The organism is Allobosea sp. GW822-FHT03F07 (assembly GCF_058801345.1).
This window is the reverse complement of record NZ_JBXAND010000001.1, coordinates 1,407,734-1,420,950: the sequence shown is the minus strand read 5'-3', so window position 1 is coordinate 1,420,950 and position 13,217 is coordinate 1,407,734. Positions and strand designations below refer to the sequence as shown.

The 13,217-nt window shown below is 66.2% G+C and carries 10 protein-coding genes, 1 other RNA gene and 1 pseudogene; 9 read left to right on the top strand and 3 right to left on the bottom strand.

Annotated features, from left to right (window positions below; all coding sequences use genetic code 11):
- Window positions 1-26 precede the first annotated feature (26 nt).
- Complete coding sequence (locus AC1RMY_RS06775) at window positions 27-926, top strand: LysR substrate-binding domain-containing protein (RefSeq protein WP_492863185.1); 900 nt, start codon at window positions 27-29, stop codon at window positions 924-926.
- Between the two features lie 296 nt (window positions 927-1,222).
- Window positions 1,223-3,427: a TonB-dependent receptor gene (locus AC1RMY_RS06770; protein WP_492863184.1), complete on the top strand. Its 2,205-nt coding sequence runs from the start codon at window positions 1,223-1,225 to the stop codon at window positions 3,425-3,427.
- A gap of 509 nt (window positions 3,428-3,936) precedes the next feature.
- On the opposite strand, the gene AC1RMY_RS06765 is transcribed toward AC1RMY_RS06770, so the two are convergent.
- Both AC1RMY_RS06765 and AC1RMY_RS06760 read right to left on the bottom strand, forming a co-directional pair.
- A complete protein-coding gene (locus AC1RMY_RS06765) occupies window positions 3,937-4,731 on the bottom strand; it encodes a thymidylate synthase (RefSeq protein ID WP_492863183.1) in 795 nt (264 codons plus the stop codon).
- A 187-nt stretch (window positions 4,732-4,918) separates the two neighbouring features.
- Window positions 4,919-5,203 (bottom strand): annotated as a pseudogene (locus tag AC1RMY_RS06760) (thymidylate synthase); the annotation flags it as partial.
- A gap of 213 nt (window positions 5,204-5,416) precedes the next feature.
- On the opposite strand from AC1RMY_RS06760, the gene AC1RMY_RS06755 reads away from it, so the two are divergent.
- The 7 genes from AC1RMY_RS06755 (at window position 5,417) to AC1RMY_RS06725 (ending at window position 9,268) form a co-directional block, all read left to right on the top strand.
- Window positions 5,417-5,737 (top strand): PepSY domain-containing protein, encoded by a 321-nt coding sequence (locus AC1RMY_RS06755; protein ID WP_492863182.1) that lies wholly within the window; start codon window positions 5,417-5,419, stop codon window positions 5,735-5,737.
- A gap of 128 nt (window positions 5,738-5,865) precedes the next feature.
- On the top strand, window positions 5,866-6,177 hold the full coding sequence (locus AC1RMY_RS06750) for a hypothetical protein (protein WP_492863181.1): 312 nt from the start codon (window positions 5,866-5,868) through the stop codon (window positions 6,175-6,177).
- Window positions 6,178-6,218: 41 nt separating this feature from the next.
- Window positions 6,219-6,631: a transfer-messenger RNA gene (gene ssrA / locus AC1RMY_RS06745) on the top strand.
- Window positions 6,632-6,688: 57 nt separating this feature from the next.
- A complete protein-coding gene (locus tag AC1RMY_RS06740; RefSeq protein ID WP_492863180.1) occupies window positions 6,689-7,315 on the top strand; it encodes an SspB family protein in 627 nt (208 codons plus the stop codon).
- Between the two features lie 95 nt (window positions 7,316-7,410).
- Window positions 7,411-8,820 (top strand): class II fumarate hydratase, encoded by a 1,410-nt coding sequence (gene fumC / locus AC1RMY_RS06735; RefSeq protein WP_492863179.1) that lies wholly within the window; start codon window positions 7,411-7,413, stop codon window positions 8,818-8,820.
- Between the two features lie 15 nt (window positions 8,821-8,835).
- A complete protein-coding gene (locus AC1RMY_RS06730; protein WP_492863178.1) occupies window positions 8,836-9,033 on the top strand; it encodes a DUF4169 family protein in 198 nt (65 codons plus the stop codon).
- Window positions 9,034-9,043: 10 nt separating this feature from the next.
- On the top strand, window positions 9,044-9,268 hold the full coding sequence (locus AC1RMY_RS06725; protein ID WP_492863177.1) for a ribbon-helix-helix domain-containing protein: 225 nt from the start codon (window positions 9,044-9,046) through the stop codon (window positions 9,266-9,268).
- A 231-nt stretch (window positions 9,269-9,499) separates the two neighbouring features.
- On the opposite strand, the gene AC1RMY_RS06720 is transcribed toward AC1RMY_RS06725, so the two are convergent.
- Window positions 9,500-13,114: an AsmA family protein gene (locus AC1RMY_RS06720; protein ID WP_492863176.1), complete on the bottom strand. Its 3,615-nt coding sequence runs from the start codon at window positions 13,112-13,114 to the stop codon at window positions 9,500-9,502.
- Window positions 13,115-13,217 lie beyond the last annotated feature (103 nt).

The following is a 13,217-nucleotide window of genomic DNA, read 5'->3' as shown; positions in this document are numbered from 1 at the left end:
CGTAGGGTCCTACCGAGGAGGCCGAGATGAGCCGCAGATTGCCTTCGCTCAATGCGTTGCGCTGCTTCGAGGTCGTGGCGGCGCAACTCAGCATCAAGAAGGCCGCTCTCGCCCTGAACGTCAGCGAGAGCGCTGTCAGTCGCCAGGTCAAGATTCTGGAGGATCAGCTCGGCGCGCCGCTCTTCATCCGCAGCCATAACGGGCTCGAGATCACGGACGACGGACGGCGTCTCGCGCTCAGCGTCAAGGAAGCCTTCGACCACATCGCCAACGCCATCGATCCGTTCCGCAACGAGCGCAACGCGGTCACGATCAAGGTGCTGCCGACCTTCGCGCTGCGCTGGTTGCTGCCGCGGCTGCGGGCGTTCCAGGAACGGCATCCCCTGATCAAGGTCAACGTCCACACGCGCCTGAACGACATGACGCTCAACGACAATGACGCCGATCTCGGCATCCGCTACGGCATCGGCAACTGGCCGGCTGATTGCGCGAGCGAGCTCTATCCGGAATGGATCCTGCCCGTCTGCGCGCCAGGCTATCTCGAAGGACGAGGGGGCGAAGCCGAACTCGGCAAGGCGACATTGCTTCATCCGCTGCCGGATCGGCGCGATTGGGCGACCTGGTCGGAAAAATCCGGCACTGGACTGGACGCGCGCGGGGGCCTCGATTTCGATGCGCTGGACATGGCGCTGAGCGCGGCGGAGGCCGGCCTCGGCGTTGCCATGACCGACGTCGTGCTCGCGCATGAAGCGATCCAGTCCGGCCGGCTGGTGGTACCGCTGCGCAAGGCGGTGCCGACCGGCTTCTCCTACTATCTCGTGCGGCCGCCGGAGATGCGCCGCCGGCGCGAGGTGGTCGTGGTCGAGGAATGGATCCGCTGCGAGATCGAGGACGCGCGCGCGCTCGTCGAGCGATACGCGGCCTGACGCATCCCTTCTAATTTTCAGAGGCTGCCCCGAAAAATTGCGATCGACGAATGCCGGGCCTTCCCGGCATCGTCCGATGACATTTGATCGGAACGTGCCGTGTCGAAGCGGCGCGGGGTTCGTTCGCGTCGGAAACGATAGTGCAATTAAAGTAATTATAATGTAATAGTTGCAGAATAACTACATTGAGATCTGAATCAATCGTTAATAAATGAGTATATTGACTCGCAACCAGTAAAGAATTCAGGACGTCAGCCAGCGAGTATTTTCGTTCTGGCCGAGGGTTTGAAATTCTCATGATGATCGACGTGTTTTTGAAGACGCCTGCGACGGCGAACAGGTTCGGCTATGCGCAAACCACGGCAGTCAGGGCATGCTCGGCCGCCCTGATCATCGCCAGTGTCCCGCTGGCATGTGGGTCCGCCGCGGGGCAGCAGCCTCAGGCGCCTGTCCAACTGGACGAGATCGTCGTCGAAGGCGTGGCCACGTCGCAGGTGCCGCCGGCTTTCGCCGGAGGCCAGGTCGCGACCGGCGCGCGGCTGGGCATGCTCGGCAATGTCGAGACCAAGAAAATTCCCTTCAGCGTCACCAGCTACACCGACCGATTCATTCGCGACCGGCAGGCGCGGACGGCATCCGAAGCGCTCGCGCTCGATCCGTCGGTGCGCGCGACGCAGGGCACGGGCGCGCCGTTCGATTCGTTCTATATCCGCGGCTTTCCGGTGAACGAGGGCACGAGCGGCGAGATTGCGTTCGACGGGGTCTACGGCGTCGCGCCGAGCCTGCGCGTCTTCTCCGACTACGCCGAGCGTATCGAGGTTCTCAAGGGCCCCACGGCGGCGATCAATGGCGTTTCGCCTAATGGCGGCATCGGCGGCGTCGTCAACATTGTGCCCAAGCGTGCCGGCGAGGATCTCACGCGCGTCACGCTCGACTACGCCTCGACGGCACGGTTCGGCGGGCAGCTCGACTTCGCCCGCCGCTACGGCCTGAACCGCGAATGGGGCCTGCGGGTCGTGACCAGCCTCAACGACGGCCGGACGGCCGTCGATAATCAATCCGAACAGAGCGGCGTCGCCGCGCTGGCGCTGGACTATCAGGGCGAGCGCTTCAGGGCCTGGGCCTATGCGGTGGCGCAAAAGGACAAGTTCGACGCGCCGCTGCGTCCCTTCTTCATGAGGGCAGGCGTGCCGGTGCCCAAGGCTCCCGACGGCAGGCGCAACGTCACCCAGCCATGGGAATACTCGGACGTCCAGGATCAGGGCGGCCTGCTGCGGATGGAGTACGACGTCACAGACGGGATCACCCTGTTCGGCAATGTCGGCGCCTCGCATACGAGCGTCGAGCGCTATTTCGCCTCCGCCCCGACGATCAACAACGTGCTCGGCGACACGACCACGGCGCCGCAGTTCTACAATCTCGGCGTCGACCGCCAGATCTATGAAGGCGGCGTGCGGGCGAAGTTCGAGACCGGCTTCATCCGTCATGCCCTGACGGTTCAACTCTCCCGCTATCGTGAGGAGACGGGGCGCGAATTCACCGCCGCGCGCGGTTCATACGTGTCGAACATCTACAATCCGGTCCGCGTGCCCGAGATCGCCCCGCAGCGGCTCGGATCGCGCCCGCGCCTGTCCGACAGCACGCTCACCGGCCTCTCCGCTGCCGACACGCTGTCCGCCTTCGACGAGCGCGTCCTGCTGACGCTCGGCGTGCGTCGCCAGACCATCGAGGCTCGCAATTACGTCTCCAATGTCGGGACGCTGGCCTCCGCCTACGACAAGAGCGCGACGACGCCCTTCGCCGGCCTCGTAATCCGCCCCTGGGAGAACGTCTCCTTCTACGGCAACTATGTCGAGGGCCTCAGCCGCGGCGACATCGCGCCGGCGACAGCGACCAATGCCGGCGAGATCCTCCGACCTTACATCGCCCGTCAGGTCGAGGCCGGCGTCAAACTCGACTTCAACGGCTTCGGCGGCTCGATCGCCGCCTTCCAGATCACCCGCCCGGTAGGCGAGCTCAGCCCCGCACTCCGTTTCGCCGAGACCGGCGAGCAACGCGTTCGCGGCCTCGAGCTCAGCGCCTTCGGCCAGATCACGCAGCAACTGCGCGTGTTGGGCGGCCTGACCCTTCTCGACGGCGAGCTCACCCGGACAGCGGCGGCTGCCAACGTCGGCAACGCCCCGATCGGCGTGCCGCGCATTCAGCTCAATCTCGGGGCGGAATGGGATTTGCCTTGGATCCGTGGCCTCACCGTCAACGCCGCGATCGTGCACACCGGCAAGCAGTTCGTCGACGCCGCAAACACCCAGGCGCTGCCGGACTGGACCCGCCTCGACCTCGGGCTGCGCTATGCGACCGAGTTCAGCGGACGCAAGACCACCTTCCGCGCCAATGTGGTGAATGTGGCGGATGCGAAGTACTGGGCGGGAGCGGCCTCCTTCGGCACCTTCACGCAAGGCGCTCCCCGGACCTATCTCCTGTCCATGTCCGTGGACCTGTGATGAGGCATCGCTATCGGGCATCCCGGCGCGCCGTTCTGGGCGCGCTGGCCTGCGCGTTGCTCATACCGACGACGACCGGTATCGCCGCCGGAGCGGTGCCGATCCAGGCCGAATTTGCCCGACACGTTCACGGCCATTGCGGCGCCTTACAAAATCAAAACGGGGCGCAATTAGTCACAATGTGCGGCAAAACGTAACGCTCTATGCCGCGTCGCGCTAAACGGCTCTACAACACGATCCGCAGGCACTCGACCATCGGCTATCTCAGCTCGGCCGAGTTCGAAATGAAGGTCGGATTAGCTTAACTCACCGTTCACGAAACCGGCAGCAGGCCACTTCGGTCTGACTTCCGATAGGGGATGGATCGGCGGCTACTGGTGCAGCTCTCTCTCGAGAACAGCCCTGAAGCCGGCGGCGCTCACTGCGTTCATGCCGCCGGCCAAGACACCATGCATCCACGCTCCGGTCGTTAGTCATCCAGATTCGCAGTGACGCCTCGCGGAAAAGAGCTAGACCGCAACTTTTCCCTTGATATGAGGATGACTGCTATACTCTAAAATATCAAAATCCTCGTAACGATAATCAAAGATTGATGGCGGACGACGCTTGATAGACAGCTTTGGAAGGGGATAAGGCTCTCGCGAAAGCTGCAATTTTACCTGATCGAGATGATTATTATAGATATGGCAATCTCCACCGCTCCAAACAAAATCTCCAGGCTCCAAATCGCATTGCTGAGCGAGCATATGCAATAGCAGCGAGTACGAAGCTATATTGAATGGGACTCCTAAAAATACATCCGCCGACCGCTGGTACAACTGTAAATGCAAGCGCCCACCCATCACACTGACCTGCCATAGGGCATGACAGGGAACGAGTGCCATGTCGGGCAGTTCGCCCACATTCCAAGCAGATACGACAAGGCGACGGCTATCGGGATTGCGCTTAATCTCGTCAACTAGCCAGGCAATTTGATCGATCTCGCGACCATTCGATGCGGGCCAAGCACGCCATTGCTTGCCGTAGATCGGCCCCAGTTCTCCGGTTTCAGACGCCCACTCATCCCAAATTGAAACCTTGTTGTCGCGCAGATACTCGGTGGTGGTTTCTCCCTTCAGGAACCACAGGAGTTCGTGGATAATAGATCTGACATGAAGCTTCTTGGTGGTCACCAGCGGGAAACCCTCGCGCATGTCGAAGCGCATCTGGTGGCCAAACAAGGCGATCGTGCCGGTTCCGGTCCGATCGGCTCTTTCCACACCCTCGGACAGAATGCGCTCAATTAGCTCGTGATATTGCTTCATTTGGGCCTCGAGCGAGATCAGTGTTTCAGGGCAATCTAACCCATCTAGGTGCCCGAAGGCAGCGAGTGAACTCGGCGCTCGCCCGTTTCCCCATCAATCGCAGTCATAGCGCTAGGGACTGGGCTGACCGAAAAACCTCAAGCGCGGCCTGCCATTCAGTCGCGCATCGCGATTTCCGAGGTGGGAAAGAATCCGGATTGCGCCTGATTTCGTTCACCAGCCGGGCGATCTGGTCGATCGTTGCCCCGTCCGGTGCCGGCCATGAGCGCCATTGCCGGGTGTCGCCCCACAGGAACCAGATCAACTCGTGGATGATCGATTTCAGGTGCAGCTTCTTGGTGGTGACGAGCGGGAACCCCTCGCTGAGGTCGAAGCGCATCTGGTGGCCGAACACGGCGAGCGTGCCGGTGCGGCCTTCCTTGCGGACACCCTCGTCGAGAACGCGTCGAAGCAGGTCGTGATACTGGCGCATAGGCGAGTCCCGATCGAAACGCCGCCATCATAGCGGCAGCATGCGGCGATGGCGCGGGCGCAACGTCGGGCTTCCCCCGATTTCTTACCCTCGTGCTGGCAGGTCCAACCCTAGCGCGCGGCCGCGCCTCCCGGTGTCAGCAGCCGGAACCGACACGGTGTCGCGGCGGTTGTCGAGTGAAGTCCATCCACGCCTCACCGACGGGAGATCGACATGACCTTTGGCACCGCCGCCCGCGCCCTGCTGCTCTCGGCCCTGCTCGCCGCCCCTGCGGCTCCCGTCCAGTCGCAGACCCAGATGCCCGCTCCGATCAAGCAGGGAGAGCCCACGATCTCGATGGACGATGCGCGCCGCATCGCCAAGGAGCACGGTCTCGTCCGGGTCGAGGACATCAAGCTCGACGACGGCAAATGGGAGATCGAGGGCCGCGACAGCACGGGCGCCGGCATCGAGATCGACCTGCGCGCCACCGACGGCACCGTGATCAAGATGGCGCGGGATCGCCCCGCCTCTGCCGGCGTCCGGCCTCGATGAACCAGCCATGACGCGCCCCTCCCGATCACGCGATCGGGAGAGGATTTGACGGATCGTGGCTGGCCTGGCCGTTGGGCCTGCCACAATCCGCGCGCCTCCTGTCGTCATCGCGACGGCAGGAGGATTCGATGAGACAGCTTGCCTTCATGGCGGGAACAACCTGGTTGGCGGCAAGCCTGCTGGGTATCGGCACGGCACCGGCCACGCTGTCCGAACAGCCCAGGACCAAGGCCCATATCCACAACAAGCTCGCGGCCAAGCAGGCCCAGCCGCCGCGCGTCTCCGAGGCATCGGCGCGCCGGATCGCTTGGCGCTCGGGCCTCGACCATATCGAGGAGATCGCCCTCCTGGGCGAGCACTGGGAGGTCGCCGGGCGCGATCGGGAGGGGAATGAAATGGTCCTCGACATCCACGCCCATGACGGCAGCGTGATCGACTGAAAAGCGGCGTACTCCGAAATAAGCCGGCGATGCATCCTTCTTCTCTTTCCCCGCGGCCATGCAGCGCCTATATTGGCCTTGCCGTTCGCAAGATCGGCTATGGCGATAAACGAGCGTCGGAATAAGCTTTTCGGACCCGGGGGCGGTACCCGGCGCCTCCACCACAGCCCTGCGGCGCAAGCCTTGGGGCGGCCTGCGGGATCTTGGACCGCGGGCTGGCCAGGCCACTCTGGTGGCAGGGTTGCGGCGGGGGCGAAATAGGATCGACGAGAGTGTAAAGGCCGTTCTTTTGCCCGGTATGGTTCCGCCGTTATAGGGCTAACGCATAGTTGCCAACGACAACAATGCTCGGGTTGCTGTCGCCGCGTAAGCGGTGCTGGTTCCCAAACCTAAGTCCTTCCGTTTAGCGACGTAAGGCGGGGCCCGGAGGCGCCTGGCAACAGAAGCCTCCACTTTTTTATGGCCTGACCGGCTCGTGCAGCCGGATACTGAAAGCGGAAGCGCCGACCCGATGTCAAAGGATGTTCTTCGCTACGATCTGATGGTGCAGGAGGCACTGAAGGGGGTCGTGCGCAAGATTCTCACGGAGGCGGGGCGGGACGGTTTGCCAGGCGATCATCATTTCTACGTCACCTTCCGCACCACCGCGCCGGGTGTGCGGGTTTCCCAGCGGCTGCGCGAAAAGCATCCCGACGAGATGACGATCGTGCTCCAGCATCAGTTCTGGGATCTTAGCGTCAGCGAGCATGCCTTCGAGGTCGGCCTGTCCTTCTCGGGCGTGCCCGAGCGGCTGCTGATCCCCTTCGACGCCATCACCACCTTCTTCGACCCTTCAGTCCAGTTCGGGCTCAAATTCGAGACGCAGGACGCACCCGACGGCGCTTCCGCCAACGATCAGGCTTCCGGTCCAAAGCCGCGCGGCGCAGGTTCCGAACCGATCGAGGCGCCACCCGCGCCGGTCACCCTCCCGGTCAAGGCCACGCCCGCCGGCGTTCCCGCGATCAAGGGCAAAGGTAGCGCCAAGGCTGCCAAGCCCGGCTCCGACGAAGCCGGCGCCGACGAGCCGGAGACTGCCTCCGGTGACGACAGCGGCGGCGCGCAGGTCGTCAGCCTTGATTCCTTCCGCAAGAAAACCTGACCAGCATTCAGAAAGCCCGACCGGCACGAATCCCACCGGGCTTTTCCGGACGCGCTTCGCCGCCGACGGCAGCCCCTCCAACGAGCAGGCCGTCCATGTCCGCGCATCCCGTTTCCGAGCACCGCACCGAAACCGACTCCTTTGGCCCCATCGCCGTGCCGGCGGACCGCTACTGGGGCGCGCAGACGCAGCGCTCGCTGGAGAATTTCCGGATCGGAGGCGAGCGCGAGCGCATGCCGCTGCCGCTCATCCATGCGCTGGTTCTGGTCAAGAAGGCGGCCGCCCACGTCAATGCAAGGCTCGGCCTGATCGACCAGCGTGTCGCGGGCGCGATCGGCCATGCCGCCGATGAGGCGCTCTCGGGCAAGTTCGACGGTCATTTCCCGCTGGTGATCTGGCAGACCGGCTCCGGCACCCAGTCCAACATGAACGTCAACGAGGTGCTCGCCAACCGCGCCAACGAATTGCTCGGCGCGGGGCTCGGTGCCAAGAGCCCGGTCCACCCCAACGACCACGTCAACCGCGGCCAGTCCTCCAACGATTGCTTCCCGACCGCGATGCACATCGCGGCCGCGCTGGAGATTTCGCGTTCGCTGTTGCCGGCCCTGCGCCAGCTCGAAAAGGCACTGGCTGACAAGGCCGAAGCCTTCAAGAATCTGGTCAAGATCGGCCGCACCCATCTGCAGGACGCGACCCCCGTCACGCTCGGCCAAGAGTTTTCCGGCTATGTGATGCAGCTCCATCTCGGCATCGGCCGGATCGAGGCTTCGCTCGGCGGGCTTCACGCGCTTGCACAGGGCGGCACCGCGGTCGGCACCGGCCTGAACACCCATCCGGACTTCGCCGTGCTCTTCGCCAAGGAGGTCACGGCGCTGACCGGCCTGCCCTTCCGCACGGCCGAGAACAAGTTCGAGGCGCTGGCGAGCCATGGCGCGCTCGCGGCGGCCCATGGTGCGCTCGCCGCACTCGCCGCCGACCTGTTCAAGATCGCCAACGACATCCGCCTGATGGGCTCCGGGCCGCGCTCCGGCCTCGGCGAGATCAGCCTGCCCGAGAACGAACCGGGCTCCTCGATCATGCCCGGCAAGGTCAACCCGACCCAGGCCGAGGCGCTGACGATGGTCGCGACGCAGGTGCTGGGCAACCAGACCACGATCGGCTTTGCCGCCAGCCAGGGCCATTTCGAGCTCAATGTCTTCAAGCCGGTGATCGCGGCCGCCTTCCTGCAATCGGTCCGGCTGCTGGCCGATGCGGCAGAGAGTTTCCGCACCAATTGCGTCGAGGGCATCGAAGCCAATCAGACGCAGCTCCAGGATCTGCTGTCGCGCTCGCTGATGCTGGTCACGGCGCTGGCTCCGGCCATCGGCTACGACCAGGCTGCCGGCATCGCCAAGGCGGCCCATCACAACGGCTCGACGCTGCGCGAGGAGGCACTCCGCGCCGGCGTCGATGCGGAACTCTTCGACACGACGGTCAGGCCCGAGCGCATGCTCGGCCCGGCCTGATCCGGGCCAGCCGCCATGGCCGAGATCATCAATCTCCGCCGCGCCCGCAAGCAGCGCGCAAGGCAGGACGCCGAGAATCAGGCCCAGCAGAACCGCGTCAGCTTCGGCCGCAGCAAGGCCGAGCGCAGCCTCACCGAAGCCGAGCGCGACAAGGCCGCCCGCACGCTAGAAGGCCATCGCCTGCCGGGCGAGGATGGCGAACCCAAGCCGTGAGCGCCGAGCCGTGAGCGCCGAGCGCAAGCGTTCGCTGACGATCGCCGGCCACCGCACCAGCGTCTCGCTGGAGGAGCCCTTCTGGGACGCGCTGAAGGAGATCGCCGCAGCCGAAGGGCTGACGGTGGCGGTGCTGATCGCGCAAGTCGATTCGGGGCGCAAGGCGATGAACCTGTCCTCGGCGCTCCGCCTGCACGTACTGGCACATTACAAGCGCCTGGCAACAAGCGGGTAATCCGTGACGCGAATGAACCTCCTCGTCATCCCGGACGCGGCGAAGCGGAGCTCCGGGATCCATCATAGAGCGCCGGAGGCCTCCGATGGATCCCGGGGCAAGCCCGGGATGACGGCATGCTTCCAGCGAAAAATTGGCACCTTGATCGCCTGAAAGCGATTGTTTGGCAGCCACTTGCACCAGCCGCCTGAATCAATTCAGCCACGACCTGAATCAGATTGCGAACTCCGCTCAGTTCGGCTGGCCGCTGCGTGACAAGGGCCGCGGCACGGGCTGGATATCGAGCGGCGGCGCCAGCGGCGGGGCCGGCTGCAGAACCGCGTCGGGGAAATTCGCACGCGGCGCGCCGGGCAAAATCAGCGGACCAGGCTGCTGCTGAATCGCCGCCCGCTCCGCCGCGGCCCGCTCGGCGGCGGCGCGTTCGGCCGCGGCCCGCATTCGCTCGGCCCGTTCCTCCGCCTCGATGCGGCGGCGCATCTCCTGCTCCATCCGCGCCTGCTCGACGCGGCGCGCCTCCTCCGCCCGGCGCTCCTCGACCAGCCGCCGCGCTTCCTCAGCTCGCCTCTGCTCCTCCGCCCGCTTCTCCTCGGCGATGCGGCGCTCCTCTTCGGCCTTCAGGAACTCGGCCAGCTTGCGCTCGTTCTCGCGCGTCTCGCGCTCGGCCCTGAGCCGGCGCGAATGCGCGGCGCGCTCGCGCGCATCCGCCTCGAAGGCCTCGACCCGTTCGATCTCGCGCGCCAGGGCCCGCGCCGCGACCACATTCGAGAGGGCGTTCACATCCGCCTCGCGCCGGGGCGCCGAGATCGGGCCGCGCCAGGCAACGCCGACCTGCGGTGCATCCGCCGGCCAGCCCTTGGGCAGCGCCCCGAGCGGCTTCACGCCCAGCCGCAGATCGAGGCTCAAGGCGCGCAGGTCGACGATGCCGCTGGCCTCTGTGCGCAGTCCGCTGCGCTCGAAGGTCAGAGGCTGCAGACGGATCAGCCCGCCGGCGAGGGTGAAAGGCACGGTGACGCTGCCAAGCGCCCAGCTATCGCGGTCGAGCGCTTCGCCGAGCCGCTGCTGCAGGCGGGAGGCGTCGCTCTCGGAGGCATCCTCGCCGGTCGCGGCGATGACGCGCGCATAGGCGGCAGGGTCGAAACGGCCTAGCCGCGCATCAGCGAAGGTCAGGCTGCCGGCACCGCTGAGGCCCGCGATCAGCCGCGCCGGACTTTCGCCCGAACCGCCGGCATCGAACTGGCCGGAAACCCTGCCGCCGAGAGCGCCTCCGGTCAGCGGGGCGAGATCGACCCGCTCGAGGCTGATCCGCCCGGAAAGCTGGGCCAGCCCGCCTTCGCGACGCGTCGCGAAGCGACCGCCGACGCGGCCTCCGCCATAGGCCGCAGTGAGGTCGTCGAGCCGCAACCCGTCCTGATCCGAGCGCAAGCTGAAGCGCGCATCGCGCAGGGTGAAGCCTTCTACCGCCACCAGCGTTGCAGCCTCGATCGCGAGCTGGAAGTCCGGCAGCCCCGCGGCCGCGCCGAAGCGCGTCGTCGACCAGCCCGCGCTGCTCGAAGGGCCTGCCCCCAGGGCCGAACCGAGCAAGCCGCGCAGATCCGCACCCGGCACGGAAAGGCGTCCGCTCAGGCCGCCCTCGCGCGCGAAGGTGATGCTGCCGTGCGCCGAAGCGCCTCCCAGATTCATCACCAGCTCATCGAGCGAGACGATATCCGGAGCAAAGCCGATGCGAGCATGGGCATCGACGAGACCACCGGGCAGGAGCCGGGACGCCCCCTCGGGCAGGATTTGGCCGATCCCGTCAGCCAGAATGGCCAGCCGCGGCTGCGTCGATGCCTCGTTCTCCAGCACGATCGACAGGCCGGGCCCCGCCAGCGTGCCGACCAGGCGCCCTGCTCCATGCTCCAGCACCAGTTCGCCGGGACCGGCCTGCCGGGGGGGCGGCAGCCCAAGCGCCTGGAAGACCTGTCTCCGGTCCACGAGATCGAAGCGCAGTTTCGCGCCGGTCCAGCGCCCAGTGCCGTCGAGCCGCCCGGTCAGCGACAGGCGCCCGGCCTGCGCCGAGCCGTCGACGGACAGTCCCGTATCCCCGGCCGGCGCCCGCGTCAGGCGGAAGCCGGCATCGAGTTGCGAGAGACCGTCGCCGACGCGCCCGAGCACCTGCCGCGCCGCCTCGGGCAGGAGCGGCCCGGCGAGAGCCGCGATCGTCTCGAAGCGCAGCGCACGGATGCGGCCGGAAATCTCTCCGCCTTCCGCCAGCAACGCGCCGGAACCGGAGACGGCAACGCCGCCGAACCCGTCGATGCCCAGGCGGCTGAGTCGCCAGATCGCGCCGTCGCGGCGCAGATCGAGACTGGCCGAACCGGGCGGCGCATTGCGGAAGCGCGCATTGGTCAGGCTGAGGTCGAGCGCGAGATCCCGCGACCCGAGCAGGCCGGCGAAGCTTTCCCCCGGCGGCAGTGTATTCAGGTCGAGGCCGTGCAGCGCCGCCTTGGCAGCGAAACGCTCAGCGGTGACGTCACCGGAGAGTTCGAGCCGGACGCCGGAAGATCCGGTCATCATCAGCCTTTGCAGGCCGACGCGCCCGCCATCCCAGGCGCCGATCGCCTCGGCGTCGATCCGGCCGAGCCCCGCGACCAGGTCTGCGAGCGCGGGATTCAAGCCGGCCCGGGCCAGTACGAGGCCGACCCGTCGCGAATCCCCCGCCTGGAGATTGAGCTTCCCCGCGACACCATTGGCATCGACGGCGCCGCTCGCCCCAAGCAGGGCCCCTGCGATACGCACCGAGGCCGTCGCGTCGGCAAGGCCGTTGCCGTCCAATCGCCCGCGCAGGCCGAAGGCGGAAAAATCCTCGCCGCGCCAGATCAGCTGATCGAGATCGAGCGAGATATCGAAATGCCCCGGGAGCGTCTGAAGGGCGCGCTCGAAGCCCGCACGCTCGGCCAGCGCCCCCGCCAGGGCGTCGGCGTCGAGCCGCCGCGCGCGCAGCGCCAGAGCGCCGGTCCCGGCCCCCGGAAGAAACTGCCCTTCGCCTTCGAGCCGCGCCGCGCCACCGGCGATATCGAGAACGAGCCCAGCCAGGTCCAGTTGCCGGCTGCCACCGCTGACCTTGCCCGACAAGGCGAGCGCGCCGCCGGGCGACAGGTTGAAGCTGCCATCGAGTCCGAGACCAACCCCGCCAGCGACCGCCGGCAGCAGGAAGTTGCCGTCGAAGCCGAGCTGGATGTCCTCTCCGGTAACGAATGCCTTGGCGCGCAGCCGGCCATCCGGCTCCAGCGTGCCGGTGGTGACGCGCAATGACGAGCCCGCGACCTCGCCCTCGATCCGCCAGGGGCCGGACAGGCTGACGGCGGAGACCTCGGCCGCGATCGGGGCGATCGTCAGCGGCTCCTTGCCGGGCTCGCGCCACACCAGCACCGAACGGCTGATGGTGAGACGGTCGAGGCTGGTCTGCACCGGCAGACCCGACCCGATCCGCGTCGGCAATCGGATTGCTCCGGCGTCGTCGAGCGCGACCGAAACCGCCGCGCCTTCGGCTTTCGCCTCGGCGATGCGGAACTCGCCTCTTGCCAGGGCCGACAGCGCCAGCTCGACCGTCAGCAACTCGACATCCGCAGTGCTCAAATCCTGCGCCCGGCCGCCAAATCGGACATCCTGCAGCGTCAGCCGTGGCGACGGCAGAAGCTGCAGGCCGATGCCGCCGGAAATGCTCGTCTCGACGCCGAGCGCGGAAGCGAGCCTCGTCTCGAACTGCGGCCGGTAGGCGCGCCAGTCGACGAAGCCGGGCCCGATCAGGGCGGCAAGCAGCGCCAGCACCAGCAGGCCGGCCAGGACTGTCAGGGTCTCACGCAACGTCCGGCTTTATCCTCGTCGGTTTGGGGGATGCCGCGATCATGCCGCCAAGTCGCGGCGAGATCACGACATTTTCCTGGATCCCGGTATTTTCAACGCGCCG

Coding starts and splice junctions, on each gene's coding strand:
- AC1RMY_RS06775 (WP_492863185.1), top strand. CDS start 27: ATGAGCCGCAGATTGCCTTCGCTCAATGCGTTGCGCTGCTTCGAGGTC.
- AC1RMY_RS06770 (WP_492863184.1), top strand. CDS start 1,223: ATGATGATCGACGTGTTTTTGAAGACGCCTGCGACGGCGAACAGGTTC.
- AC1RMY_RS06765 (WP_492863183.1), bottom strand. CDS start 4,731: ATGAAGCAATATCACGAGCTAATTGAGCGCATTCTGTCCGAGGGTGTG.
- AC1RMY_RS06755 (WP_492863182.1), top strand. CDS start 5,417: ATGACCTTTGGCACCGCCGCCCGCGCCCTGCTGCTCTCGGCCCTGCTC.
- AC1RMY_RS06750 (WP_492863181.1), top strand. CDS start 5,866: ATGAGACAGCTTGCCTTCATGGCGGGAACAACCTGGTTGGCGGCAAGC.
- AC1RMY_RS06740 (WP_492863180.1), top strand. CDS start 6,689: ATGTCAAAGGATGTTCTTCGCTACGATCTGATGGTGCAGGAGGCACTG.
- fumC (WP_492863179.1), top strand. CDS start 7,411: ATGTCCGCGCATCCCGTTTCCGAGCACCGCACCGAAACCGACTCCTTT.
- AC1RMY_RS06730 (WP_492863178.1), top strand. CDS start 8,836: ATGGCCGAGATCATCAATCTCCGCCGCGCCCGCAAGCAGCGCGCAAGG.